The following is a 21,958-nucleotide window of genomic DNA, read 5'->3' on the forward strand; positions in this document are numbered from 1 at the left end:
GACACTCCCTCCAGGTGTTCCGTATGCCGGAAGATCAGCTGATCAGAAGGCGTCGGTCGGGACGTAGGTGCCCCACACCTCGCGCAGCGCGTTGCAGACCTCGCCGACCGTGGCCCGCGCCCTGAGCGCGTCCTTCATCGGGTAGAGCACGTTGTCCGTGCCCTCCGCCGCCTTCTTCAGCTCCGCGAGCGCCGCGTCCACCGCCGCCTGGTCCCGCTCGGCACGCAGCTTGGCGAGCCGCTCGGCCTGCTGGGCCTCGATCGCCGGGTCGACGCGCAGCGGCTCGTAGGGCTCCTCGACGTCGATCGTGTAGCGGTTGACGCCGACGACGACCCGCTCGCCGCTGTCGGTCTCCTGCGCGATGCGATAGGCGGAGCGCTCGATCTCGTTCTTCTGGAAGCCCCGCTCGATCGCGTTGACCGCGCCGCCGAGGTCCTCGACCTTCCGCATCAGCTCCAGGGCCGCCGCCTCCACGTCGTCGGTCATCTTCTCGACGACGTACGAGCCGGCGAAGGGGTCGACGGTGGCGGTGACGTCCGTCTCGTAGGCGAGGACCTGCTGCGTCCGCAGCGCGAGGCGCGCGCTCTTGTCCGTCGGCAGCGCGATGGCCTCGTCGAAGGAGTTGGTGTGCAGCGACTGCGTACCGCCGAGGACGGCCGCGAGTCCCTGGACGGCGACGCGCACCAGGTTGACCTCGGGCTGCTGTGCGGTCAGCTGCACACCGGCGGTCTGGGTGTGGAAGCGGAGCATCAGCGACTTGGGGTTCTTCGCGCCGAACTCCTCCTTCATCACCCGCGCCCAGATGCGGCGGGCGGCCCGGAACTTCGCGACCTCTTCGAGGATGGTGGTGCGGGCCACGAAGAAGAAGGAGAGCCGGGGCGCGAAGTCGTCGACGTCCATGCCGGCGGCGACGGCGGTACGGACGTACTCGATGCCGTCGGCGAGGGTGAACGCGATCTCCTGCGCGGGCGAGGCACCGGCCTCGGCCATGTGGTAGCCGGAGATCGAGATCGTGTTCCACTTCGGGATCTCGGCCTTGCAGTACTTGAAGATGTCCGCGATCAGCCGCAGCGACGGCTTGGGCGGGAAGATGTACGTGCCGCGCGCGATGTACTCCTTGAGCACGTCGTTCTGGATCGTGCCCGTCAGCTTGTCGGCCGGGACGCCCTGCTCCTCGCCCACGAGTTGGTAGAGGAGCAGCAGGAGGGAGGCGGGGGCGTTGATGGTCATCGAGGTCGAGACCTTGTCCAGCGGGATCCCGTCGAACAGGACGCGCATGTCGTCGATCGAGTCGATCGCGACACCGACCTTGCCGACCTCGCCCGAGGAGATCGCCGCGTCGGAGTCGTGGCCCATCTGGGTCGGCAGGTCGAAGGCGACGGACAGGCCCATCGTGCCGTTGGCGATCAGCTGCTTGTAGCGGGCGTTGGACTCGACGGCGGTGCCGAAGCCCGCGTACTGCCGCATGGTCCAGGGGCGGCCGGTGTACATCGACGGGTACACACCGCGCGTGAAGGGGTACGAGCCCGGCTCGCCCAGCTTCTCGGCGGGATCCCACCCGTCCAGAGCGTCCGGTCCGTAGACCGGCTCAATGGGCAGCCCCGACTCCGACTCGCGCGCCATCTGTTGTGCCTCCCGGTAGACCTACTGAGTGGTACCAACCCTCGCGACGGACTGTAGCGGCGGCCGTGCGGCCGGTGGAGAGCCGCACGCTGGGACCTTCCTCACAGCACCTCGCACGGACCTCCCTCACAGCATGCGCCGTACTTGCGGGGGGTGCGCAACCAAGCGGGCGCGGGAAGCATCCAATAGGTACACAGACCTGTCTCGGGGGGAAACCGATGCGCCGTTCGTCCGTCGTCTTCAGATCGCTCATAGCCGTGGCCGCCGTGGCACTCGCCACCGGCTGTACGGCCCAGGCCGCGGGACCGGGAGGCGGTGGCGGCTCGACCGCGCCGGCGCCCGCCACCTCGTCGGCGTCATCACAGCCTTCGGCGACGGCGACGGCGACGGCCTCGCCGTCCGCCACGACGGACGACAAGCCGTCCTCGTCACCGTCTTCGTCCCCGACCTCCGCGGCCCCGGCCGCCGAGGTCCTGATGAAGGACGGCGACGAGAGCGAGCGGGTGCGCGAGCTGCAGGCGCGGCTGCGGCAGATCGGGTACTTCGACCGCGCCCCCACCGGCTTCTACGGCACGATGACCGCGGGGGCGGTCAAGGGCTTCCAGAAGAAGCGGGAGCTGCCGCAGACCGGCTCGGTGGACGAGACGACCTGGCAGCGGCTGCTCGCGATGACCCGCGAGCCCACGGCGGACGAGCTGAAGCCGGCCACCACGAACAAGCTGGACACGCCGGACCCGCGCTGCATGACGGGGCGCGTGCTGTGCATCAGCAAGGAGAGCCGGACGCTGGCCTGGATGATCGACGGCAAGGTCGTCTCGTCGATGGACGTCCGCTTCGGATCGGAGAACACCCCGACCCGTGAGGGCACCTTCAAGGTCGACTTCAAGAGCCGCGACCACGTCTCGACGCTCTACCACACGCCCATGCCGTACGCGATGTTCTTCAGCGGCGGCCAGGCCGTGCACTACTCGTCGGACTTCGCGGCCCGCGGCTACAACGGGGCCTCGCACGGCTGTGTCAACGTCCGGGACCGCGGGAAGATCGCCACGCTCTTCGGCCAGGTGAAGGTCGGCGACAAGGTCGTCGTCCACTGGTGAGCGGGAGAGCGTAGGAGGAAATGAGGGGCGCGGGTGGGACCGGGGGAACGTGTCCCACCCGCGCCGGGTGCGCGGAGCCGTAGGTACGGGGGGAACCCCGGCTCACCGCGCGGCCGATGACCAGTCGGCTCACTCAGTACTGCGCCGACGGGCCGAAAAGTGTCACACCTGCCGCGTGACGGGTTCGGCGGGGACGCTCGGGGCGGGCTCGACAGGGGTCGTGGAACCGTGTCCCGCCAGGTCCGCGGCCTGCTCGGGGCTCGTGCGGTCGCCGCCGCCCTTGCCGCCGCCGCCCTTGCCACCGGTGGGTTTTCCGCCGGTGGACCTGCCGCCGGTGGACTTGCCGCCGGCGCCCGCCGACAGGCCGCCCGCTCGATCCCCTTCGCCGGCGGAGTCGTCGTCGCCCTTGCCGTCGCCCTTGTCACCGGACGAGCCGCCGCCGGACGTGCCTCCGGTGGAGCCGTCCCTCGTGTCGCCCGAGGTGCCGCCCGTGTCCGAGCCGCCGGACAGGACGCGGTCGCAGAAGCGCTGGACGGTCTCGCCGCTCCGCGCCTCCTTCACCAGCCTGCGTACACCGCTGTCGTCGAGGCGTCCGGCGCGGTAGTCCTGGCAGTCCTTGACGCGGGCGGCGACCGCGGCCTCGCCGCCTTGGTCCGGGTATCCCTTGGTCTGGCCCGGCTCCGGGGTCCCGCCGCTCTTCCCGCCCGTACCGCTCGTACCGTCCGTACCGCCGGAACCGGCCACGGCCGGGGGCGTCGCGGGCGACGTGGACGCGCCGGGCGACCGGCCCTCGCCGGTGGGAGGCACCGAGGGCACCTCGGTGCCGAGACCGCCGTCGTCCGGGCTTCCGGAGAGGCGCGGCTCGGGGGTGTCGACGGCCGACACGGAGCCGGCCGGCGTGGGGGCGTCCCGGTGGAACGGCAGCATGCCCGTACCGGCGGCGACGGCGACGCCGCCGACCGCGACGGCGGCGACCGCGGCCGCCAGGCCGTACCTCAGCGAGCGTCCCCACCGCCGGGCCGGGGACTCCGGCGCGAGCCGTATTCCGCCCAGTTCGGCGGAGGTGACCGGGGAGGGGGCGGCCGCGGCGGAGGCGGCCGCGGCGGCGCGTTCGGCCGTGGCCTTGCGGAAGGCGGCCAGGGCGGCCGCCTCGCCGGGGAGTTCGGCCTCCGCCGGGCGCGGAAGGATTATGGGCCGGGCCGCCGCCAGGGCGTCGGCGAGGCGCTGGGCCTGCGCGCGGGCGTGATCGTCGACGGGATCGACCGGTTCGCCGCGCAGCAACCGCTCCGCGGCCTCCAGGTCGAGCCACTCGTACCGCTCGTCGGCCATCACAGTTCCTTCTGCGTCCGCGCACGCGATTGCGTCACACCACCGGGGGCCGGGGGCCCCGGCCTGCGACCGCGTTGCGGCGGTACGCCCCCGAGTGCGGCCATGGTCCCGTCGGCGTCGGCGCCGAGGAGTTCGGCGAGCCGCTTGAGGCCGCGGTGCGCCGCGGTCCGTACCGCGCCGGGGCGCTTCCCCAGGGCGTCGGCGGCGCTCTTGGCGTCCAGGCCGACCACGACCCGCAGGACCACGGCCTCGGCCTGGTCCTGCGGCAGTTGGGCGATCAGTTTCATGGTGTGGCCGGTGGCCAGTGCTTCCAGGGCCTCGTCCGCGGTGTCGGAGTCGGCGGGTTCGTCGGTGAGTTCGGTCTCGTCGCCGCCCACGGCGGGGCGCCGGCCGCGCATCCGGATGTGGTCGAGCGCCCGGTTGCGGGCGATACGCGCCGCCCAGCCCCGGAACCGGTCCGCGTCACCGCTGAAGCGGTCGAGGTCCCGGGCTATCTGGAGCCAGGACTCGGACGCGACGTCCTCCGCGTCGGCGTCGCCGACGAGTGTGCGTATGTAGCCCAGCAGCCGGGGATGCACGGCGCGATACACAGTACGGAAGGCGTCTTCGTCCCCGTCCTGCGCAGCGAGCACCGCGGCCGTCAGCTCCGCGTCGTCCCCCAGCACTCCCCACAACCTGTTCGTCATCGCGGCTGGTCATCACCGCCACGCCGCCCGGCGCGCACCAGCACGCTACGTCCTTGCCGGGCGCCGCGTCCATGTTCGTCCGGTCTTTGTACAGGGTGCAACCTTCGACAGCCGCAGCGGGCCCTCACGGTGTGACAGAAAACGCATGCGCGGCGCTGATAGGAGTACGGGGCCGTGCTGCGGCCCCGGCGGACGGCGACCGGGGCCTCTCCTGTGGGGGGTGGCGGCCCCGGTCGTCCTCCATTTCCGGCCGTTTCGTGTCGCTTCCGACCGTTTTCCTGGGCCCCGTTCAGGGTCTGTGGCCTCCGTGCCACCGTCTCCGCACTCGGGCGGGGCGCCAGTCGTCCCGCCGCCGGGTGCGCAGCGAGCGGTGCGCCCCGGCGTCCCGCGCGGCCCGGTACGCCGCCCGCGCCCGCGCCTCGCGCGGGTCGACGGAGAGCGGGTCGACGGAGAGCGAGAGCGGGTCGACGACGGCGATCGCGTCGGCCCGTACGTCGACTCCCGCGACGGCTCGTACCTCGGCTCGCGTGGCTGGGTCCTCGTCCGTGTCCGGTTCAGGTTCCCGTGTCATGTTCCATCCTTCTGCCGTCGCGGCGGCTCCGCGGCGGCGGCCAGCAGGCCGGCCAGTCTCCTCAGGCCCCGGTGGCCCGCCGTGCGGACCGCCCCGGGACGTTTGCCCAGGACGCGGGCGGTCGCCGGCCCGTCCAGACCGACCACCACCCGGAGCAGGACGGCCTCGGCCTGGTCCGGCGGCAGGCTGCGGACCAGGGCGAGCGTCTGCTCCGTCGACAGGGTCTCCAGGGCGGCGGCGGCCGTGTCGTGACCGCCCGGCAGCTCCAGCAGGTCCTGCTTCAGCAGGGCGGTCCGGGGCCTGCGCCGCTGCCTGCGCAGATGGTCGAGCGCCCGGTGGCGGGCGATCGTCGCGGTCCAGCCCCGGAATCCGGGCCCGTCGCCCCGGAACCGCCCCAGGTCCCGGGCGATCTCGAGCCAGGCCTCGGAGGCGACGTCCTCGGCGTCCTCCCCGACCAGGCCCCGGACGTAGCCGAGCAGCCCCGGCTGCACCATGCGGTACGCCCGGGCGAAGGCCTCCTCGTCCCCGCGCCGCGCGCGTTCGACAAGGATCCCCAGTTCCGCGTCGTCCGCGCCCACGCTTCCCTCTTCGTGCCGACTCGGCACCGCACACCGTGCCCGTGGCTTGAAAAACAGGAGAGCGGGGCGCACCGCGCACCGACCGTCCCCCTTCCTTCAGCGCGCGGCCCGGCGGAAACGTCACAGCTTCACAGGCACCGCACAGGAGTTCGCGCCCGCCCGTGGAGCAGGAGATAGAAGCGCTGTACGGATTCCTCCGGGCCCGTCTCGAAGCGGTTGACGACCTTTCCGAGCGGATTCCAGGCGCGCCCGTCGGGCATCCGTATCCCGACGGGCTGCCGGAAGAACTCCCGCTGCCCCGCGTCGAAGTCCACCCAGCACCCACCGGCCCGCCGCACGATCACCTCCCCGGTGTACGCGCCGAGCCCCTGGAGGGTCGGGGCGACCTGGGCGCGGTCGGGCCGGTCGCGTCTCAGTCCGTCGACGATTCTGTCGACCAGCCGGAGGCTGGCCACGGAGTAGTCGAGCGGCAGACGGCTTCTCTCCGTGAGCCGGTCGACGAACTGGCTGACGTAGGCACGCATTCCGTCGGCGGACGGCGTGGTCGGCGGGTTGTCGGTTTCCCGGTGCATGCTCCACCAAGCGACCGGCGGGGCCCAAGTGTCACAGGGGACGGGAGTGGCGCTGATCACACCGGGCGGTCGAACTCCTCGTCCCGGTCGCGCACTTCGGCGAACCAGCGCCAGGATGCCAGCCGCTCGCGGCCCGGGAGTTCGCCGCGGCCCGTGGCCCACAGCAGGGTCGGCCAGCGGTCCGTGTCCGTGGGCGCGTCCGGGAAGAGCCGGGTGAGCACCTGGTCGCACAGCCCGGCCGGCGGCGCCCAGGCGACCCCGAGCCCGGTGGCGACGTCATGGGTGTGGACGAGGGTCTCGACGATGCCCATGGCCGCGAAGCCCTCGGCGTCGGAGACACCGAAGCAGTGGTACGAGCGCCGGTCGGCCGGGGCCGTGCGGACAAGGGCGGCGAGCATCGCGCCGCAGGACTCGAGGACCTGGAGCAGTCCATGGGTGCCGGCCGCGGGGTCGGCGTAGGTCACGTTGGCGGGGCCGCCCGGGCGCCGCCGTTCCCAGAGGTAGGGCACCTCCGTGTCGAGCGGCGGCGCTTCGAGGCCTATCTGCGCGGCGTAGGCGAAGAGGTCGTCGGCGAGGTGCTCGACGGTCTCCCAGCAGCTCCACGTCAGGGTGCCGGCGGGCCGTTCCCAGTCGGCGGGAGCGGTGCCCGCGGCGGCGGCACGCAGGGCGGTGAGGGAGAGGCGGAGGGCGTGCTGGAGGTCGTCTGCGGTGATGCGGGGACCGGTCGTCATGGCGATCATCATGACGACCCTCGAACTGTCAACCACGGGTTGACACCCCTTCGACTGTCAACCTAGGGTTGCACTCATGACGAACCCAGTCGGCTCGACCCCTCCCATCCGGCTCGACGACCTCATCCAGGCGATCAAGAAGGTCCACACCGACGCGCTCGACCAGCTGTCGGACGCGGTCATCGCGGCGGACCACCTCGGCGACCTGGCCGACCACCTGATCGGTCACTTCGTCGACCAGGCACGACGCTCCGGCGCCTCCTGGACCGACATCGGCAAGAGCATGGGCGTCACACGGCAGGCGGCGCAGAAGCGCTTCGTGCCCAAGGCACCCGACACGGAGAAGATGGACCCGAACGCGGGCTTCAGCCGGTTCACACCGCGGGCGCGGAGCGTGGTGATGGCGGCCCACAACGAGGCCGCGGCCGCCGGCAACGCCGAGATGGTCCCGGGCCATCTGGCCCTCGGCCTGCTCGCCGAGCCCGACGGACTCGCCGCGCGTTGGATCGCCTCGCAGGACGTGAGCCCGGAGCGGCTGCGCGAGGCCGTCACGGCCACCCTGCCGTCCTCGGTCGCCGAGGTGCCCTCACTCATCCCGTACGACGCGGCGGCGAAGAAGGTCCTGGAACTGACGTTCCGCGAGGCCCTCCGGCTCGGCCACAACTACGTCGGCACCGAGCACGTCCTGCTGGCACTGCTGGAGTACGAGGACGGCCAGGGGGTCCTGTCGGGCCTCGGCCTCGACAAGGCGCGGGCGGAGTCGGACATCGCCCGGACGATCGCCCTGGTCCAGCAGTCGGACTCGACGGCATGACCTCGCCGGCATGACAAGAGCGGCATGACAAGAGCGGCCGGGCGCCTCGCGGGGCACCCGGCCGAACGCCCGCCCGCTCAGGCCCAGTCGAGGACCTGCGGCCGCCGCTCAGGCCGTACGCGCCCGGCGGGAGACCACGGCCCGGAGCACCCGGCCGCCCTCCGTGGAGAGTTCCCGGGCACGGCGCAGCCCCGTCGGGCCGTGGGCGACCGATTCGAGGACGGTGCGCTGGCGGCGCAGCTCTCCGGCGAGGAGCGGACCGGCCCCGACCGCGTCACCGGCCCGGCAGCGCGCGATCAGCTCCTCGGTGGCGTCGGCGGCGTCGTACCGCCCGTGCAGGACGAGGGCCGTGACGGAGCACCCGGAGGCCCACTCCCGTAGCGGCCCCTCCGCCCACTCCGCGGGCGCGGCGGCCAGCATCTCCCGTACGAGCGCGGCGGCCTCGCCATCGCCGCCCGACAGTTCCGCCCGGGCCTTGGCGAGCGTCTCGCCCCATGCCACGCCGTCGCCGCGCGCGACGGCGGCCCACACCGGGCGCAGCACGTCGGCGGCCTCCGGCGCGAGCAGCGGCAGACACCGGTCCAGGCAGGCGAGCCCGGCGGCGGCCAGGCTCCGTTCATCGGCCCGGTCGATCAGTTCCAGCAGGCTCATGGAGGCCTCCCGTTGCGGACGCAGTACTTCCTCATTACTGCGCCGCTTGGCGCGATTACGTCACTACGCGGCCGGAATCATGCCAGTGGCCTTCGCGTGCTGCATAGAGGTGAGACGCCGCACGAAGAGAATCGCCAGGAGAGCGGCGACGATGTCCACGACGGCGGACACCATGAGCGCGAGGGCCCCCGCCGCGAACCCCTCGACCGTGTTCGCGTCTTCATATACGGCGCTCGCGAAAAGACCGGCCAGGTTCGTGAGGGTCCAGAAGGTCCACCACCAGTTGAGCAGGGCGAACGACTCGCCCTCGACCTTGCCGTCGCCGTAAGGGTCCCGGCGGCTGGCCCGCCAGGTGCCGGCGGCCACGCTGCGCGGCCACCAGAGGTTGGCGACCGGGACGAACCAGGCGCCGATGGCCCAGCCAGGACCGCCCCGGTGCAGATCGGGCGCGAAGACACCTGCGTTCTTGCGGACCCGGAAGAACCAGATGATGAAGACCACCATGAGCGCCAGGCCGATCAGGCCCTGGACGACGGTCGCCGCCTCGACACCCATGTGCGCGAACCCCGCCGGATGAGGGTGGTCGTTCAGATCGCCGGCCATCAGGAGCCGTACGTCGAGGGCCGCGGCGAAGAGAGCGGCATCGGCCACGATCACCGCCGCGAGCAGGGCCACGACGGCGTACGACAGGCCAACGGGATTGCGAAGCATGAGCGAGCGGGACCCCCACGGGTGAACGGCGCCCCTCCCCGAGGCGCCGGGCGGCCGGACGGCCGCCGCGGTGGGGAGCGTATCCCCCCACCGCCCGGCGTCCCTTAGCGCACCTTCGCCGCCAGGTCCCGGAACCGTTCCCAGCTCATCGCCGGTTTCCGCTCGTCCCACAGCTTCTGCGCCGTCGCCGTCAGCGGCATCCGGATGCCGTCCGCCACCTGCGCCTGGGTCTGCGCCTGGGACAGATCGCACCAGACCGCGAACCGGCCGCCCAGGATCTGCGGGCCGTACCGCGCCGGCACGGGGGCCGTGCCGCGCAGGACCAGCGGGGTCCACTGCTCGTAGATCCGGCGACCGGTGGGGTACGTGAACTGGTTCGGCTCGCCGAGGACGTAGTAGAGGTACTCGTCGTTGAGGTTCACGACCTTGCGGCCCTCGTTCAGGTAGGCGGTCGGCGGCCGGGCGCCGATCTCCTTGCCGGTCCAGTACTCGACCTCGATGTCCTTGGCGGCGCTCACCACCCCGCCCGGGAAGAAGCCGTCGTTCCAGGCCTTCAGCGTCCTGCCCGTCGGGCGGACGACCGCCGCCCGGTCGTTGAGCCAGCCCGTCGCCAGGTCCTGGACCCGGGCGGAGGAGCCGTACTTCGCGCGGGCCGCCCGCGCCAGGCCCGGGTAGGTCGCCTCGGGATCCCGGGCCATCAGGGCGACGTACTCGTCCGCGCCCAGGTGCCAGTAGCCGCCGGGGAACAGGCCCATGTACTCGCGCAGCAGCTCGTCGACGATCTTCGCCGAGGCGGGGTTCGCGATGTCGACGGCGCCGCGCGGCGCCCGGCCCGTGGCGCTCCTGAGCTGGAGGTCCGGGTGGGCGGCGATGACCGCGCCGAGGTGTCCCGGCGAGTCGATCTCGGGGATGACGGTGATGTGCAGACTCCGGGCGAGATCCACGATCCGCCGGACCTCGGCCTTGGTCAGGTGCTGGGCGGAGACGATCTCGGGGTGGCTGTCGGACTCGATCCGGAAGCCCTGGTCGTCGGAGAAGTGCAGGCCCAGCTGGTTGAGCTTGAGGTCGGCCATCTCGCGCACCCGGGCCTCGATCCAGCCCGCGGTGAAGTGCTTGCGCGCGATGTCGACCATCAGGCCGCGCTGCGGCTTCGCCGGCGTGTCGGTGACCGTGCCCTCGGGCATCGCCCCGGAGCCCTTCACCGACTGCTTGAGGGTCCGGGTCCCGTAGAAGACCCCCGCCTCGTCGGGACCGGTGATCCGCACCCGGTTGTCGCGGGTGGTGAGCGTGTACGACTCGGGCGAGCCCTTCCCGCCCAGCGCCAGCTCGACGTCGCCCGCGCGGGCGGCGACGGCGCCCCGGTAGGCGATCTTGAGCTCGCCCGCGAGCAGCCGCCCCTCGTCGGCGAGCTTCTCGCTGCCCGCGGCGACGACGACACCGGCGGCGGGCACCGGCCGCCAGCCGGGGCCGCGGGCCGCCTCGTGGGAGCGCACGGCGGGGACGGTGAGGGGGGCGGTGGACAGGGGGTACGTCCGGGTGGGCGTCGGACTCGGTTCGGGTGTCGGGCTCGTGGCCGGGCTCGTGAGGGCGGAGGGCGTGCCGACGCCGGAGGTCGGCCCGCCGGGGCCGGAGGCCGCCCCGTCCGAGCAGGCGGTCAGGGTGACCAGGGCCACCGCGCCCGCGAGGAGAGAGGAGCCCGCCCGGGGCCCACGTATGGAGTACCGCATCATTCGGAATCCTCCCTCACGGAGGGGCTGAGGGCCATTCGGCGCACGGGGCCGTCCTCCGTACGGTCAGACGGACGTCATACCCGTGTTCCGAAACTCTCCCTTCCGGGTGAAATTCGCGCATCCGTCGGACGGCTCCCCCTCCCCGTCGATAACGTTGCGTCACACCCACCCCACCCTTCCCGGAGTCCACGCTGACCAGCGACACCCGCGCCCCGTCCCGGAACCTGGGCTCCCCCGCCACGCCCGCGATACCCGGCCGGCAGGGCGCTCCCGGGTATCCCCGGCACCCGGCCGGCCTCGTGCGTTTCAACGCCGCCTCCGAGGCCGAGGCCGAGGAGCTGCTCCTCTCCTGCTGCCACAGTCGGCGTTGGGCCGAACGGGTGGCCGCGCACCGGCCGTACCCGACGCTCGACGCGCTGCTCGCCGCCGCCGACGAGGCCGGTTACGACCTGGCCGCCGCCGATCTCGACGAGGCGCTGGCCGCGGAGTGCCCGGCCGCGCCGCATCCCGACGCCCCGGCCGCCGCGCACACCGCGCTGCGCGCCGCCCACGCCGCGTACGAGAGCAGGTTCGGGCACGCGTTCGTCATCAGCCTCGACGGGGTGCGACCCGCCGAGCGGCTCGACCAGGTCCTCGCCGGAATCCGGTCACGACTGGGCAACGAACCCGAGGAGGAGCGGGCGATCGCCGCCGACGAGCTGCGCCGGCTGGCCCGCGCCCGCCTCACGGTCGGGATCGCCGCGCCGTGATTCCGTCCGGAATGCGGCGATTCCGGTCCTGGCGATAGCCCGTACGTGCCTCTTTGATCACACCTATGGACCCCGCGCGAGGGAACCGACATCTCGTCGCTACGATGACCGGGGCCGGTGGACCGTACCCGGCCGGGTCTGACCGACACTGAAGCCGGCCGACCCTGATCCCCGCTCCCGGAGGGTTTTTCCGTGCCGGCTGGAACGCTGTACCGCGGCCGGGAAGGAATGTGGTCCTGGGTGGCTCATCGAGTCACCGGCGTCCTCATCTTCTTCTTCCTGTTCGTACACGTGCTGGACACCGCTCTCGTCCGCGTCTCCCCCGAGGCGTACGACGAGGTCGTCGCCACGTACAAGACGCCGATCGTCGCACTCCTCGAGTACGGCCTCGTCGCCGCCATCCTCTTCCACGCGCTCAACGGCCTGCGGGTCGTCGCCGTGGACTTCTGGTCCAAGGGCCCGCGCTACCAGAAGCAGATGCTCTGGACCGTCGTGGGCATCTGGGTCGTGCTGATGGCGGGCTCTGTGTATCCCGTCCTCGGCCACGCCGCACGTGAACTGTTCGGGAGCTGACGCCAGACATGTCTGCTGACACCACTTCCGCGATCGGTCCCGTCGAGGGCGGCGCCCACTACGACGTGGACAACCCCGCCCCGTACATCGAGGCCCCCCGCAAGCGCACCGGCAAGACGCCGAAGGCGACCCGGGGCAACTTCGAGATGGTCGCGTGGCTCTTCATGCGCCTCTCGGGCATCGTCCTCGTCGTCCTGGTCCTCGGCCACCTGCTGATCCAGCTCTTCCTCGACGGCGGCGTCTCCAAGATCGGCTTCGCCTTCGTGGCCGGCCGCTGGGCGTCCCCGTTCTGGCAGGTCTGGGACCTGCTGATGCTCTGGCTCGCCATGCTGCACGGCGCCAACGGCCTCCGCACGGTCATCAACGACTACGCCGAGCGGGCGGGCACGCGCCTGTGGCTCAAGGGCCTGCTGTACACCGCCACGGTGTTCACCATCCTTCTGGGCACGCTGGTGATCTTCACCTTCGACCCGAACATCCGCTAGGCACGGGGCTGAGGTAATCCACGTCATGAAGATCCACAAGTACGACACCGTCATCGTCGGAGCCGGCGGCGCCGGCATGCGCGCCGCCATCGAGGCGACGAAGCGCAGCCGCACCGCCGTGCTGACGAAGCTCTACCCCACCCGCTCCCACACCGGCGCGGCGCAGGGCGGCATGGCCGCCGCGCTCGCCAACGTGGAGGAGGACAACTGGGAGTGGCACACCTTCGACACGGTCAAGGGCGGTGACTACCTGGTCGACCAGGACGCCGCCGAGATCCTGGCGAAGGAGGCCATCGACGCCGTCCTCGACCTGGAGAAGATGGGTCTGCCGTTCAACCGGACGCCGGACGGCACCATCGACCAGCGCCGCTTCGGCGGTCACTCCCGCAACCACGGCGAGGCCCCGGTCCGCCGGTCCTGCTACGCCGCGGACCGCACCGGTCACATGATCCTCCAGACGCTGTACCAGAACTGCGTCAAGGAGGGCGTGGAGTTCTTCAACGAGTTCTACGTCCTGGACCAGCTGATCACCGAGGTCGACGGCGTCAAGAAGTCGGCCGGTGTGGTCGCCTACGAGCTGGCCACCGGCGAGATCCACATCTTCCAGGCCAAGGCCGTGATCTACGCCTCCGGCGGCACGGGCAAGTTCTTCAAGGTGACCTCCAACGCGCACACCCTCACCGGTGACGGCCAGGCGGCCTGCTACCGCCGCGGTCTGCCGCTGGAGGACATGGAGTTCTTCCAGTTCCACCCAACGGGCATCTGGCGCATGGGCATCCTGCTGACGGAGGGCGCCCGCGGTGAGGGCGGCATCCTCCGCAACAAGGACGGCGAGCGCTTCATGGAGAAGTACGCGCCGGTCATGAAGGACCTCGCGTCCCGTGACGTCGTCTCGCGCTCCATCTACACGGAGATCCGCGAGGGCCGCGGCTGCGGTCCCGAGGGCGACCACGTCTACCTCGACCTGACGCACCTTCCGCCGGAGCAGCTCGACGCCAAGCTCCCGGACATCACCGAGTTCGCCCGTACGTACCTCGGCATCGAGCCCTACACGGACCCGATCCCGATCCAGCCGACCGCGCACTACGCCATGGGCGGCATCCCGACCAACGTCATGGGTGAGGTCCTCAGCGACAACACCACCGTCGTCCCGGGTCTGTACGCGGCGGGCGAGGTCGCCTGTGTCTCCGTGCACGGCGCCAACCGTCTGGGCACCAACTCGCTCCTGGACATCAACGTCTTCGGCAAGCGGGCCGGTATCGCCGCCGCCGAGTACTCGGCGAAGTCGGACTACGTCGAGCTGCCCGAGAACCCGGCGGCGTTCGTCGCCGAGCAGGTCGAGCGGCTGCGCAACTCCACGGGTACGGAGCGGGTCTCCGTCCTCCGCAAGGAGCTGCAGGAGACGATGGACGCCAACGTGATGGTGTTCCGTACCGAGCAGACCATCAAGACGGCGGTCGAGAAGATCGCCGAGCTGCGTGAGCGCTACCTGAACGTGTCCATCCAGGACAAGGGCAAGCGTTTCAACACGGACCTCCTGGAGGCCATCGAGCTGGGCAACCTGCTCGACCTGGCCGAGGTCATGGCCGTCTCGGCCCTGGCGCGCAAGGAGTCCCGCGGCGGTCACTACCGCGAGGACTACCCCAACCGCGACGACGTCAACTTCATGCGCCACACCATGGCGTACCGCGAGGTCGGCGCCGACGGCTCCGAGACCGTGCGTCTCGACTACAAGCCCGTCGTCCAGACCCGCTACCAGCCGATGGAGCGTAAGTACTGATGGCCACCCCCGTACTGGACAAGGTCGAGGCGGGCTCCGCCGCCTCGCCGTACATCACGGTCACCTTCCGGATCCGCCGCTTCAACCCCGAGATCTCGGACGCGGCGGTCTGGGAGGACTTCCAGATCGAGATCGACCCCAAGGAGCGCGTGCTCGACGCCCTCCACAAGATCAAGTGGGATGTCGACGGCTCGCTCACCTTCCGGCGCTCCTGCGCGCACGGCATCTGCGGTTCCGACGCGATGCGGATCAACGGCAAGAACAGGCTCGCCTGCAAGACGCTGATCAAGGACATCAACCCGGAGAAGCCGATCACGGTCGAGGCCATCAAGGGCCTCACGGTCCTCAAGGACCTCGTGGTCGACATGGAGCCGTTCTTCCAGGCGTACCGGGACGTCATGCCGTTCCTGGTCACCAAGGGCAACGAGCCGACGCGTGAGCGTCTGCAGTCGGCCGAGGACCGCGAGCGCTTCGACGACACCACCAAGTGCATCCTGTGCGCCGCGTGCACGTCGTCCTGCCCGGTCTTCTGGAACGACGGGCAGTACTTCGGTCCGGCCGCGATCGTCAACGCGCACCGCTTCATCTTCGACTCGCGTGACGAGGCGGGCGAGCAGCGCCTGGAGATCCTGAACGACAAGGACGGCGTGTGGCGTTGCCGCACGACGTTCAACTGCACGGACGCCTGCCCGCGTGGCATCGAGGTCACGAAGGCGATCCAGGAGGTCAAGCGCGCGCTGATCACGCGTCGCTTCTGACACCTGGTCCGGTGTGGTGGCCCGCTTCTGTACGCTGCGGCGTGCAGGAGCGGGCCTTTTCATTTTCATTGTGGAGAGCGGGGAGACATGAGCGAGCCGAACCCTTACAAGGACGGTCCCGAGTACCAGTGGGGGCCTGATCAGCAGGCCGGAGCGCCGGGTTACGGATATCCCCAGCCGGGCTCGGGTCCCGCGTACCAGCCGACGCTGGCCGACGGGGTGCCGGTGCCGCCGCAGTATCCGCCGGTGCCGCACGGCGGCGGGGCGCCGCTGCTGAGCCTCGGGGACATCACGGTCGTGGGGGACCAGATCATCACGCCGGCGGGTTCGATGCCGCTCAAGGGCGCGGTGTGGAACGCGATGGACATGTCGCGGACCGAGGAGAAGATCCCGACCGTCGCGATCGTGCTGGCCATCGTCTTCGCCCTGCTCTGCCTGATCGGTCTTCTCTTCCTGCTGATGAAGGAGAAGCAGACGACCGGCTTCATCCAGGTCACCGTGACCAGCGGCGGCCGGCACCACACCACCATGATCCCGGCGACCGGTCCGGACACCATCCACCGGGTCATGGGGCAGCTCAACTACGCGCGCTCGCTGAGCATCTGAGCCGGTAGGGCGGACGGACCGCCGATCCGGCGGGGCCGTGGGTCAGCCGTGCCAGGGCTCCGGGACGTCGGGCTTCTCGGCGGCCGTCATGACGCGGCGGAGCATGTCGTTGAGCAGCACGCGCTCGTCCTTGTCGAGGACGCCGAGGAGCCGCTCCTCCTCGTGGCCGAGGACGTCCATGGCGCCGAGCCAGGTCTCGCGGCCGGAGGCGGTGAGTTCGACGACGACCCGGCGCCGGTCGGTCGTGGAGGGGGTGCGGCGGACGAAGCCGCGCTTCTCCAGGGCGTCCAGCCGGCCGGTGACCGAGGCGGGGGCGAGGTCGAGATCCTGGGCGAGTTCGGAGGGGGCGGCGCTGCCGCCGCGTCCGGCGAGCTTGTGGAGGGTGTCGAACTCGTGGCGTTCGAGGTCGAAGTCGAGCAGGGACTGCTCGCGGACCCGGCGCAGATGGACGGAGAGCTTCTTCATCCGGGTGACCGCGCCCTCGACGACAGGGTCGAGGCCGGGCAGGACCGGCTGCCAGCGCGCCACGTGTTCGTCGGTCCAGTCGCGCTGCTGCGGCCCCGCGGGGTCGGTCGGCTCCATGGACCGATCGTACGACGCCCGCCGCGTTCCTTCGCCGACGAATATTTCGTTGCCAGATATTTCGTTGCCGAATGATTCGGTACCGAAATACTCTCACGGTCATGCCCGTGCCCGCTGCCGCCCCGCAAGAACAGCCGTCCGCCGCCGTGGCCCCGTCCACGCCCGTCCGCCACCCGCTGCGTACCCGCCCCTTCCGGCTGCTCTTCGCCGGCCGGGCGCTCTCCCTCCTCGGCGACGCCGTCATCCCGGCCGCGCTCGCCATCGCCGTCTGGGAGGCCACCGGTTCGACCGCCGCGCTCGCGCTGATCCTGGCCTGCGCGATGGTGCCCAAGCTTCTGCTGCTGCCGGTCGGCGGTGTCGTCGGCGACCGCTTCGACGCCCGTACGGTCGCGATGGCCACCGACCTCGTCCGGTGCGCGGCCCAACTCCTCGTCGCCTGGCAGCTGCTGAGCGGGGAGCCGAGCCTCTGGGTGATCGCGGGCGCGGAGGTCGCCGGCGGCGCGGCCGGGGCGTTCGCGATGCCGACCGGCTCCCCGCTGGTGCGGGGGACGGTCGCACCCGGGGCGCTGCAGCGCGCCAACGCCGCGATGGGGGTGGCCCAGAGCGCCACCCGTATCGGCGGGCCGGCGCTCGCCGGGGTGCTGATCGTGACCGTCGGGCCGGGCTGGGCGTTCGTCCTGGACGCGGCCACGTTCGCGGTCAGCGCCGCGCTGCTGCGCGCGGTGCGCGTCGAGCGGGTCCCGGTCCCCTGCCGCTCGCTGCGCGCCGACCTGAGGGAGGGATGGCGGGAGGTCAGGTCACGCGACTGGTACTGGACCAGCCTCGTCGCCCACAGCGCGTGGAACGCCGCCGCGGCCGTCCTGATGACCCTCGGCCCGTCGATCGCCCTCACCCGGCTCGGCGGCACGGGCGTCTGGGTGGTGTTCCTCCAGACCGGCGCGGTGGGCTTCCTGCTCGGCGCTCTGCTCGCCGACCGGCTGCGTCCCCGGCGACCGGTCCTGGTGGCGAACCTCGGCCTCGCCGCCTACGCCCTGCCCCTGGTCCTCCTGGCCGTCCCCGCCCCCGCGCCGCTGACCGTCGCCGCGTACGGGATCGCCCAGGCCGGCCTCGGCTTCCTCTCGCCGGTCTGGCAGACCGCCGTCCAGCAGGCCGTCCCCGCCCACACCCTCGCCCGCGTCACGTCCTACGACTGGCTGCTCTCGCTGGCCGCCATGCCCCTGGGCTACGCCCTGGCGCCGATCGCCGCCTCCGCCTGGGGGGCGGAGGTCCCCCTGATCGCCGCCGCCGTGATCGTGGGCGGCTGCTGTCTGGGGACGGCCCTGGTGCCGGGAGTGCGGCGCTTCGGCGCCGCACGCTGATCCGCGCCGGTCCGGGCTCAGGCCGCCGCCGACCGGTCTCCCGCCATGGAGAGGAACTCCAGGAGCAGCCGGCTCGTCCCCTCCGGGCGCTCCAGGGCCGGGAGATGGCCCGCCCTGTTCAGGTCGAGGTACCGCGCGTCGGGCAGGAGGGCCGCGAGCCGGGTCGCGATCTCCCGGAAGTCGGCCACGTCGTGCGCCCCGGAGACGACCAGGGTCGGGAGCGCGATCGCGGCGAGTTCCGCCGCCCCGACGCCCGGGTCGACCGGACCGAACTCCTCGGGCGCGGCGAGCTGGACGTCGAAGGCGCGCCGCCGCATGACGCGGACTCGCTCACGCGCCTCGGCTCCGGCCTCGGGGCCGAGCAGGTGTCGACGTTGAGGGCGACCGCTGCGTCGATGTCGCCGGCCTCCAGGAGCGCGTCTTCCCGTCGCCGAAGGAGGAGCCGACGACGGCCGGGCGGTCGGCCGCCCCTTCCCTTTCCGCGCACTTGAACATGTTCAAGTAAAGCCCTACAGTCATGACCGTCAGCTTTTGAACGCGTTCAAGGGAGCGTGGGGCATGGACCTCACTGTCGTCGCGTACATCGTCTACCTGCTCATCAGCGTGGGTCTGACCGTCTGGGTCGCCCGTACGCTCAGCCGCAACGGAAGGATCTTCCTCGCCGACGTCCTGCACGGGAACGAGAAGCTCGCCGACGCCGTGAACCACCTCCTGGTGGTCGGCTTCTACCTCGTCAACTTCGGCTTCGTCGCCCTCTACCTCAGCCAGGACGACGCCGTCACCGACGCCCGGAACCTCTTCGAGGCGCTCTCGGTCAAGCTCGGCGTGGTGCTGCTCGTCCTCGGCGTCATGCACCTCGGCAACGTCTACGTCCTCAACAAGATCCGCCGCCGCGGCGTGATGGAGCGCGAGCAGGTTCCGCCGGTGCCCCCGCAGGGCTGGACCGGCCCCGCCAAGGGCCCCTGGGCACCGCCCGCCACCGGCGCGGGCGCCGGGGCGTGAGCACCCCATGACGACGCCGACCGGACGACCGGTCACGCCTGTCCACCGGCTGACCGTGTTGTACGACGCGGACTGCTCGCTCTGTGTCCACCTGCGGCACTGGCTCCTGCGGCAGCGCCAGCTCGTCCCGCTCGACCTCGTCCCGGCCGCCTCCCAGGAGGCCAGGCGCCGCTTCCCCGGCCTCGACCACGAGTCCACCCTGCGTGAGATCACCGTGATCGGGGACCGGGGGCAGGTCTACCGCGCCGCCTCCGCCTGGATCGTCTGCCTCTGGGCGCTTGCCGACCACCGGCCCAAGGCCCACTGGCTGGCCACCCCGGCCGGGCAGCCCTTCGCCCGGGCGACCGTCCTCGCCGCCGCCAAGTGGCGCGAGGCGGTCAAGGCCTACGGGCCGGCCTGCGAGGACGGGCTGTGTGAGGCGCCCGGCGCGCCCGGCTAGGCTCGGGCAGTGTGAAGGACGTGAAGGAAGAGAAGCCCGCCGGACCCGACGCCGCGGCGGAGAAGTCCCCCGCCAAGGCCCCGAAGAGCGAACAGACCCGCACCCTCATCCTCGAGACCGCCCTCCGGCTCTTCAAGGAGCGCGGTTACGACAAGACGACGATGCGGGCGATCGCCCAGGAGGCCGGGGTCTCCGTCGGCAACGCGTACTACTACTTCTCCTCCAAGGAACACCTCGTCCAGGGCTTCTACGACCGGATCGCCGAGGAGCACCAGGCGGCCGTCGCCGAGATCCTCGACAGCGACGAGAAGGACCTCACGGCCCGCATCCGCGGGGTCCTCCTCGGCTGGCTCGACATCGCCGAGCCGTACCACGAGTTCGCGGCCCAGTTCTTCAAGAACGCCGCCGACCCGGACAGCCCCCTCAGCCCCTTCTCCCCCGAGTCGGAGGGCCCGCGCGAGGCCGCCATCGAGGTGTACCGCCGCGTCATCGCGGGGGCCTCGGTGAAGATCGACCCCGAACTGGCCGAACCGCTCCCGCAGTTGCTCTGGCTCCAGCAGATGGGCCTGGTGCTGTTCTGGGTGTACGACCGCTCCGAAGGCTGCGCCAACAGCCGCCGCCTGGTCGAACGCCTGGCACCGGTCACCGCCCGGGCGATCTCGCTCTCGCGCTTCCGGCTGCTGCGCCCGCTGGTGAAGGAGACGCACGACCTCCTCGCCGACTTCATGCCGACGGCGGCCGGGATGGCGGCCTCGGGCAAGCCGAAGCGGGCGGTGCCGAAGACGAAGAAGCCCGAGAAGAAGCCGTAGAGAGGGCCCTGGACAAGGCCGTGGAGAAGGCCCTGGAGCGGGCCTGATCACCTGGAGAAGGCCGTAGAGAAAGCCTAGATCCAGTTGAGTTCCCACAGACGCCAGATGCCGGTGCCGTCCGAGAGGTACTGGGACCCGGCGACGTCCTCCGTCGCCAGGACGTAGTCCTTCTTCTGCCACAGCGGCACCAGCGGGACCTCGGCGGCGACCTCCGCCTGGATGTCCTCGAAGGCGTTGGCGGCGGCGGCCCGCTCGCTGTACTGCTGCGTGGCGTAGATCAGCGAGTCGATCTTCTTGCTGCCGAAGCCGTTGTGCATGGCGTTGCCGGTACCGACGAGCGGCGCGGTGAAGCTGTCCGAGTCCGGGAAGTCGGGGAGCCAGCCGACCGGGTACGCGTCGTAGTCGCCCCGTACATAGGCCTTCTGGAACTCCGTCCACTCCGCGTCCACGAGCTCGACCTCGAACAGGCCCGTCTCCTCCAGCTGCCGCTTCAGTTCGGCCGCCTCGGCGGCGTAGGTGGCGTCCTTGCGGTGGCCGAGGGTGAAGCGCACCGGGGTCTCGACGTCGGCGTCCTCCAGCAGGCTCGCGGCCTTCTTCTTGGAGGGCTCCGGGTACCGGTCGTAGAAGGAGGTGCTGTGGCCGTTGAAGCCCTGCGGGATCAGGGAGTACAGCGGCTGAACGGTGTCGTGGTAGGCGCCGGTGACGATCGCCGGCCGGTCGATCACGGCGGCGACGGCCTGCCGGACCGCCTTCTCCGCCATGGGAGAGCCGGACTTCACGTTGAAGTAGAGATTGCGGATCTCGGCCGTCTGCGCCTCGGTGATCCGGGTGGAGCCTCCGCCCGTCCCCAGCGTGGAGAGGAACTCCGGCGGCAGCTGCCGGTGCGTGACGTCGACCTTCCTGGCCTTCCAGGCGGAGGCCAGCCCCTCGGACTCGGTGAAGTACTTCACCACGACCGGGCCGCCGGCCCTGGCGACCGCGCCCCTGTACGACGGGTTGGGCTCGAGCCGCGCGCTCTCGCCGGGCTTGTACTCCTTCAGGACGTACGGCCCCGAACCGTCGACGCTGTTGCCCTCGCGCAGCTTGTTCGCCGGGTACTGGGTGCGGTCCACGATCGAGCCGGCGCCGGTGGCGAGCTTCAGCGGGAAGGTCGCGTCGCGTCCGCTCAGGTGGAAGGTGACGGTCCGGCCGTCGGCCACGACCGACTTGAGGGTGGGGAAGAGCGACTGCGGACCGACGTCCGACTTGATGCCCAGCATCCGCTCGAAGGAGTACACGACGTCCTCGCCGGTGACCTTGCGGCCGTTGGCGAAGGTGAGGTCGTCCCGGAGCTCGCACCGGTACGTGCTGAGTCTGGCGTCCGCGAACTTGCAGCTCTCGGCGGCGTCCGGGACCGGTGTGGTGACGCCGGGCTGGAAGGTCAGCAGCGACTGGAAGACGTTGCTGTACATCGCCCAGGAGCCGGCGTCATAGGCGCCGGCCGGGTCGAGGGACGTGACCTCGTCGGTGGTACCGACGGTGATGGCGTCGGTCCGGACGTCGTCGGAGGGCAGCAGCTGCCAGCCTCCCACTCCGGCGGCCACCAGAACTCCACACGTGATGAGGATCCGAAGACGGACCGTCGACCGCATCGCGCTGTTTCCCTTTTTTAGAGCCCACCCCTGTCGCGGCGGCGCCCCGGCCGTGCCGCGATGGCGCCCACCCAATCACACGGAATTCACAAG

Annotated in this window: 25 protein-coding genes; 12 read left to right on the plus strand and 13 right to left on the minus strand. The window is 71.3% G+C overall.

The window, feature by feature from the left end:
* Window positions 1-42 precede the first annotated feature (42 nt).
* Entirely contained in the window at window positions 43-1,623 is a 1,581-nt protein-coding gene (locus ACF06X_RS16030; RefSeq protein WP_392287895.1) for a methylmalonyl-CoA mutase, read from the minus strand.
* A 218-nt stretch (window positions 1,624-1,841) separates the two neighbouring features.
* Between ACF06X_RS16030 and ACF06X_RS16035 the strand changes: the two genes are divergently transcribed.
* On the plus strand, window positions 1,842-2,720 hold the full coding sequence (locus tag ACF06X_RS16035) for a L,D-transpeptidase family protein (RefSeq protein ID WP_392287896.1): 879 nt from the start codon (window positions 1,842-1,844) through the stop codon (window positions 2,718-2,720).
* 162 nt (window positions 2,721-2,882) lie between these two features.
* On the opposite strand, the gene ACF06X_RS16040 is transcribed toward ACF06X_RS16035, so the two are convergent.
* The 6 genes from ACF06X_RS16040 to ACF06X_RS16065 all read right to left on the minus strand — a co-directional run bounded on the left by ACF06X_RS16040 (window position 2,883) and on the right by ACF06X_RS16065 (window position 7,187).
* The gene (locus tag ACF06X_RS16040) at window positions 2,883-4,049 is read right to left on the minus strand and encodes a hypothetical protein (protein WP_392287897.1); all 1,167 of its coding nucleotides are present in this window, start codon (window positions 4,047-4,049) and stop codon (window positions 2,883-2,885) included.
* Window positions 4,049-4,714 carry an RNA polymerase sigma factor gene (locus tag ACF06X_RS16045; RefSeq protein WP_392288422.1) on the minus strand — a complete coding sequence of 222 codons (666 nt, stop codon included), beginning with the start codon at window positions 4,712-4,714 and terminating at the stop codon, window positions 4,049-4,051. The genes ACF06X_RS16040 and ACF06X_RS16045 overlap by 1 nt, the downstream gene beginning before the upstream one ends.
* 310 nt (window positions 4,715-5,024) lie before the next feature.
* On the minus strand, window positions 5,025-5,306 hold the full coding sequence (locus ACF06X_RS16050; protein WP_392287898.1) for a hypothetical protein: 282 nt from the start codon (window positions 5,304-5,306) through the stop codon (window positions 5,025-5,027).
* Window positions 5,303-5,884, minus strand: coding sequence for an RNA polymerase sigma factor (locus ACF06X_RS16055; RefSeq protein ID WP_392287899.1), 582 nt, complete (start codon window positions 5,882-5,884; stop codon window positions 5,303-5,305). The genes ACF06X_RS16050 and ACF06X_RS16055 overlap by 4 nt, the downstream gene beginning before the upstream one ends.
* Window positions 5,885-6,012: 128 nt before the next feature.
* A complete protein-coding gene (locus ACF06X_RS16060) occupies window positions 6,013-6,456 on the minus strand; it encodes a hypothetical protein (RefSeq protein WP_392287900.1) in 444 nt (147 codons plus the stop codon).
* Between the two features lie 56 nt (window positions 6,457-6,512).
* Entirely contained in the window at window positions 6,513-7,187 is a 675-nt protein-coding gene (locus tag ACF06X_RS16065; RefSeq protein WP_392287901.1) for a maleylpyruvate isomerase N-terminal domain-containing protein, read from the minus strand.
* A gap of 76 nt (window positions 7,188-7,263) precedes the next feature.
* Here ACF06X_RS16065 and ACF06X_RS16070 point away from each other — a divergent pair, with 76 nt between their 5' ends.
* On the plus strand, window positions 7,264-8,001 hold the full coding sequence (locus tag ACF06X_RS16070; protein ID WP_392287902.1) for a Clp protease N-terminal domain-containing protein: 738 nt from the start codon (window positions 7,264-7,266) through the stop codon (window positions 7,999-8,001).
* A 108-nt stretch (window positions 8,002-8,109) separates the two neighbouring features.
* Here the strand turns inward: ACF06X_RS16070 and ACF06X_RS16075 are convergent, their stop codons facing one another.
* The 3 genes from ACF06X_RS16075 to ACF06X_RS16085 form a co-directional block, all read right to left on the minus strand.
* On the minus strand, window positions 8,110-8,652 hold the full coding sequence (locus ACF06X_RS16075) for a hypothetical protein (RefSeq protein ID WP_392287903.1): 543 nt from the start codon (window positions 8,650-8,652) through the stop codon (window positions 8,110-8,112).
* Window positions 8,653-8,715: 63 nt separating this feature from the next.
* Window positions 8,716-9,363, minus strand: coding sequence for a DUF4328 domain-containing protein (locus ACF06X_RS16080; RefSeq protein ID WP_392287904.1), 648 nt, complete (start codon window positions 9,361-9,363; stop codon window positions 8,716-8,718).
* A 104-nt stretch (window positions 9,364-9,467) separates the two neighbouring features.
* The gene (locus tag ACF06X_RS16085; RefSeq protein WP_392287905.1) at window positions 9,468-11,093 is read right to left on the minus strand and encodes a glycoside hydrolase family 20 protein; all 1,626 of its coding nucleotides are present in this window, start codon (window positions 11,091-11,093) and stop codon (window positions 9,468-9,470) included.
* A 224-nt stretch (window positions 11,094-11,317) separates the two neighbouring features.
* On the opposite strand from ACF06X_RS16085, the gene ACF06X_RS16090 reads away from it, so the two are divergent.
* From ACF06X_RS16090 to ACF06X_RS16115, 6 genes are all read left to right on the plus strand, one after another.
* On the plus strand, window positions 11,318-11,842 hold the full coding sequence (locus tag ACF06X_RS16090; RefSeq protein ID WP_392288423.1) for a 2-oxo-4-hydroxy-4-carboxy-5-ureidoimidazoline decarboxylase: 525 nt from the start codon (window positions 11,318-11,320) through the stop codon (window positions 11,840-11,842).
* Between the two features lie 192 nt (window positions 11,843-12,034).
* Complete coding sequence (sdhC, locus tag ACF06X_RS16095; RefSeq protein WP_392287906.1) at window positions 12,035-12,415, plus strand: succinate dehydrogenase, cytochrome b556 subunit; 381 nt, start codon at window positions 12,035-12,037, stop codon at window positions 12,413-12,415.
* An 8-nt stretch (window positions 12,416-12,423) separates the two neighbouring features.
* Entirely contained in the window at window positions 12,424-12,900 is a 477-nt protein-coding gene (locus ACF06X_RS16100) for a succinate dehydrogenase hydrophobic membrane anchor subunit (RefSeq protein WP_392287907.1), read from the plus strand.
* Window positions 12,901-12,925: 25 nt separating this feature from the next.
* Window positions 12,926-14,680 (plus strand): succinate dehydrogenase flavoprotein subunit, encoded by a 1,755-nt coding sequence (gene sdhA, locus ACF06X_RS16105; RefSeq protein ID WP_392287908.1) that lies wholly within the window; start codon window positions 12,926-12,928, stop codon window positions 14,678-14,680.
* Window positions 14,680-15,438, plus strand: coding sequence for a succinate dehydrogenase iron-sulfur subunit (locus ACF06X_RS16110; RefSeq protein WP_392287909.1), 759 nt, complete (start codon window positions 14,680-14,682; stop codon window positions 15,436-15,438). The genes sdhA and ACF06X_RS16110 overlap by 1 nt, the downstream gene beginning before the upstream one ends.
* 87 nt (window positions 15,439-15,525) lie before the next feature.
* Window positions 15,526-16,044 (plus strand): hypothetical protein, encoded by a 519-nt coding sequence (locus ACF06X_RS16115; protein WP_392287910.1) that lies wholly within the window; start codon window positions 15,526-15,528, stop codon window positions 16,042-16,044.
* 42 nt (window positions 16,045-16,086) lie between these two features.
* Here the strand turns inward: ACF06X_RS16115 and ACF06X_RS16120 are convergent, their stop codons facing one another.
* The gene (locus ACF06X_RS16120) at window positions 16,087-16,626 is read right to left on the minus strand and encodes a MarR family winged helix-turn-helix transcriptional regulator (RefSeq protein ID WP_392287911.1); all 540 of its coding nucleotides are present in this window, start codon (window positions 16,624-16,626) and stop codon (window positions 16,087-16,089) included.
* A gap of 101 nt (window positions 16,627-16,727) precedes the next feature.
* Between ACF06X_RS16120 and ACF06X_RS16125 the strand changes: the two genes are divergently transcribed.
* Window positions 16,728-17,984 (plus strand): MFS transporter, encoded by a 1,257-nt coding sequence (locus tag ACF06X_RS16125; RefSeq protein ID WP_392287912.1) that lies wholly within the window; start codon window positions 16,728-16,730, stop codon window positions 17,982-17,984.
* A 17-nt stretch (window positions 17,985-18,001) separates the two neighbouring features.
* Here the strand turns inward: ACF06X_RS16125 and ACF06X_RS16130 are convergent, their stop codons facing one another.
* The gene (locus tag ACF06X_RS16130; protein ID WP_392287913.1) at window positions 18,002-18,301 is read right to left on the minus strand and encodes an alpha/beta fold hydrolase; all 300 of its coding nucleotides are present in this window, start codon (window positions 18,299-18,301) and stop codon (window positions 18,002-18,004) included.
* Between the two features lie 241 nt (window positions 18,302-18,542).
* On the opposite strand from ACF06X_RS16130, the gene ACF06X_RS16135 reads away from it, so the two are divergent.
* Genes ACF06X_RS16135 through ACF06X_RS16145 form a run of 3 tightly spaced genes read left to right on the plus strand, consistent with a single transcriptional unit; the run spans window position 18,543 to window position 20,234 of the window.
* A complete protein-coding gene (locus ACF06X_RS16135; RefSeq protein ID WP_392287914.1) occupies window positions 18,543-18,986 on the plus strand; it encodes a hypothetical protein in 444 nt (147 codons plus the stop codon).
* 7 nt (window positions 18,987-18,993) lie between these two features.
* Window positions 18,994-19,425: a thiol-disulfide oxidoreductase DCC family protein gene (locus ACF06X_RS16140; RefSeq protein WP_392287915.1), complete on the plus strand. Its 432-nt coding sequence runs from the start codon at window positions 18,994-18,996 to the stop codon at window positions 19,423-19,425.
* An 11-nt stretch (window positions 19,426-19,436) separates the two neighbouring features.
* Window positions 19,437-20,234 (plus strand): TetR family transcriptional regulator, encoded by a 798-nt coding sequence (locus tag ACF06X_RS16145; protein ID WP_392287916.1) that lies wholly within the window; start codon window positions 19,437-19,439, stop codon window positions 20,232-20,234.
* A gap of 74 nt (window positions 20,235-20,308) precedes the next feature.
* Here ACF06X_RS16145 and ACF06X_RS16150 read toward each other — a convergent pair whose 3' ends face one another.
* Window positions 20,309-21,865, minus strand: a complete 1,557-nt coding sequence (locus ACF06X_RS16150; RefSeq protein WP_392287917.1) for an ABC transporter substrate-binding protein — start codon at window positions 21,863-21,865, stop codon at window positions 20,309-20,311.
* Window positions 21,866-21,958 lie beyond the last annotated feature (93 nt).

The organism is Streptomyces sp. NPDC015346, from assembly GCF_043078785.1.
Classification (GTDB): domain Bacteria; phylum Actinomycetota; class Actinomycetes; order Streptomycetales; family Streptomycetaceae; genus Streptomyces.

Excerpts from the sequence above, each read along its gene's own strand:
- ACF06X_RS16030 (WP_392287895.1), bottom strand. The coding sequence starts at position 1,623 with ATGGCGCGCGAGTCGGAGTCGGGGCTGCCCATTGAGCCGGTCTACGGA.
- ACF06X_RS16035 (WP_392287896.1), top strand. The coding sequence starts at position 1,842 with ATGCGCCGTTCGTCCGTCGTCTTCAGATCGCTCATAGCCGTGGCCGCC.
- ACF06X_RS16040 (WP_392287897.1), bottom strand. The coding sequence starts at position 4,049 with ATGGCCGACGAGCGGTACGAGTGGCTCGACCTGGAGGCCGCGGAGCGG.
- ACF06X_RS16050 (WP_392287898.1), bottom strand. The coding sequence starts at position 5,306 with ATGACACGGGAACCTGAACCGGACACGGACGAGGACCCAGCCACGCGA.
- ACF06X_RS16060 (WP_392287900.1), bottom strand. The coding sequence starts at position 6,456 with ATGCACCGGGAAACCGACAACCCGCCGACCACGCCGTCCGCCGACGGA.
- ACF06X_RS16065 (WP_392287901.1), bottom strand. The coding sequence starts at position 7,187 with ATGACGACCGGTCCCCGCATCACCGCAGACGACCTCCAGCACGCCCTC.
- ACF06X_RS16070 (WP_392287902.1), top strand. The coding sequence starts at position 7,264 with ATGACGAACCCAGTCGGCTCGACCCCTCCCATCCGGCTCGACGACCTC.
- ACF06X_RS16075 (WP_392287903.1), bottom strand. The coding sequence starts at position 8,652 with ATGAGCCTGCTGGAACTGATCGACCGGGCCGATGAACGGAGCCTGGCC.
- ACF06X_RS16080 (WP_392287904.1), bottom strand. The coding sequence starts at position 9,363 with ATGCTTCGCAATCCCGTTGGCCTGTCGTACGCCGTCGTGGCCCTGCTC.
- ACF06X_RS16085 (WP_392287905.1), bottom strand. The coding sequence starts at position 11,093 with ATGATGCGGTACTCCATACGTGGGCCCCGGGCGGGCTCCTCTCTCCTC.
- ACF06X_RS16100 (WP_392287907.1), top strand. The coding sequence starts at position 12,424 with ATGTCTGCTGACACCACTTCCGCGATCGGTCCCGTCGAGGGCGGCGCC.
- sdhA (WP_392287908.1), top strand. The coding sequence starts at position 12,926 with ATGAAGATCCACAAGTACGACACCGTCATCGTCGGAGCCGGCGGCGCC.
- ACF06X_RS16110 (WP_392287909.1), top strand. The coding sequence starts at position 14,680 with ATGGCCACCCCCGTACTGGACAAGGTCGAGGCGGGCTCCGCCGCCTCG.
- ACF06X_RS16115 (WP_392287910.1), top strand. The coding sequence starts at position 15,526 with ATGAGCGAGCCGAACCCTTACAAGGACGGTCCCGAGTACCAGTGGGGG.
- ACF06X_RS16120 (WP_392287911.1), bottom strand. The coding sequence starts at position 16,626 with ATGGAGCCGACCGACCCCGCGGGGCCGCAGCAGCGCGACTGGACCGAC.
- ACF06X_RS16125 (WP_392287912.1), top strand. The coding sequence starts at position 16,728 with ATGCCCGTGCCCGCTGCCGCCCCGCAAGAACAGCCGTCCGCCGCCGTG.
- ACF06X_RS16130 (WP_392287913.1), bottom strand. The coding sequence starts at position 18,301 with ATGCGGCGGCGCGCCTTCGACGTCCAGCTCGCCGCGCCCGAGGAGTTC.
- ACF06X_RS16135 (WP_392287914.1), top strand. The coding sequence starts at position 18,543 with ATGGACCTCACTGTCGTCGCGTACATCGTCTACCTGCTCATCAGCGTG.
- ACF06X_RS16140 (WP_392287915.1), top strand. The coding sequence starts at position 18,994 with ATGACGACGCCGACCGGACGACCGGTCACGCCTGTCCACCGGCTGACC.
- ACF06X_RS16150 (WP_392287917.1), bottom strand. The coding sequence starts at position 21,865 with ATGCGGTCGACGGTCCGTCTTCGGATCCTCATCACGTGTGGAGTTCTG.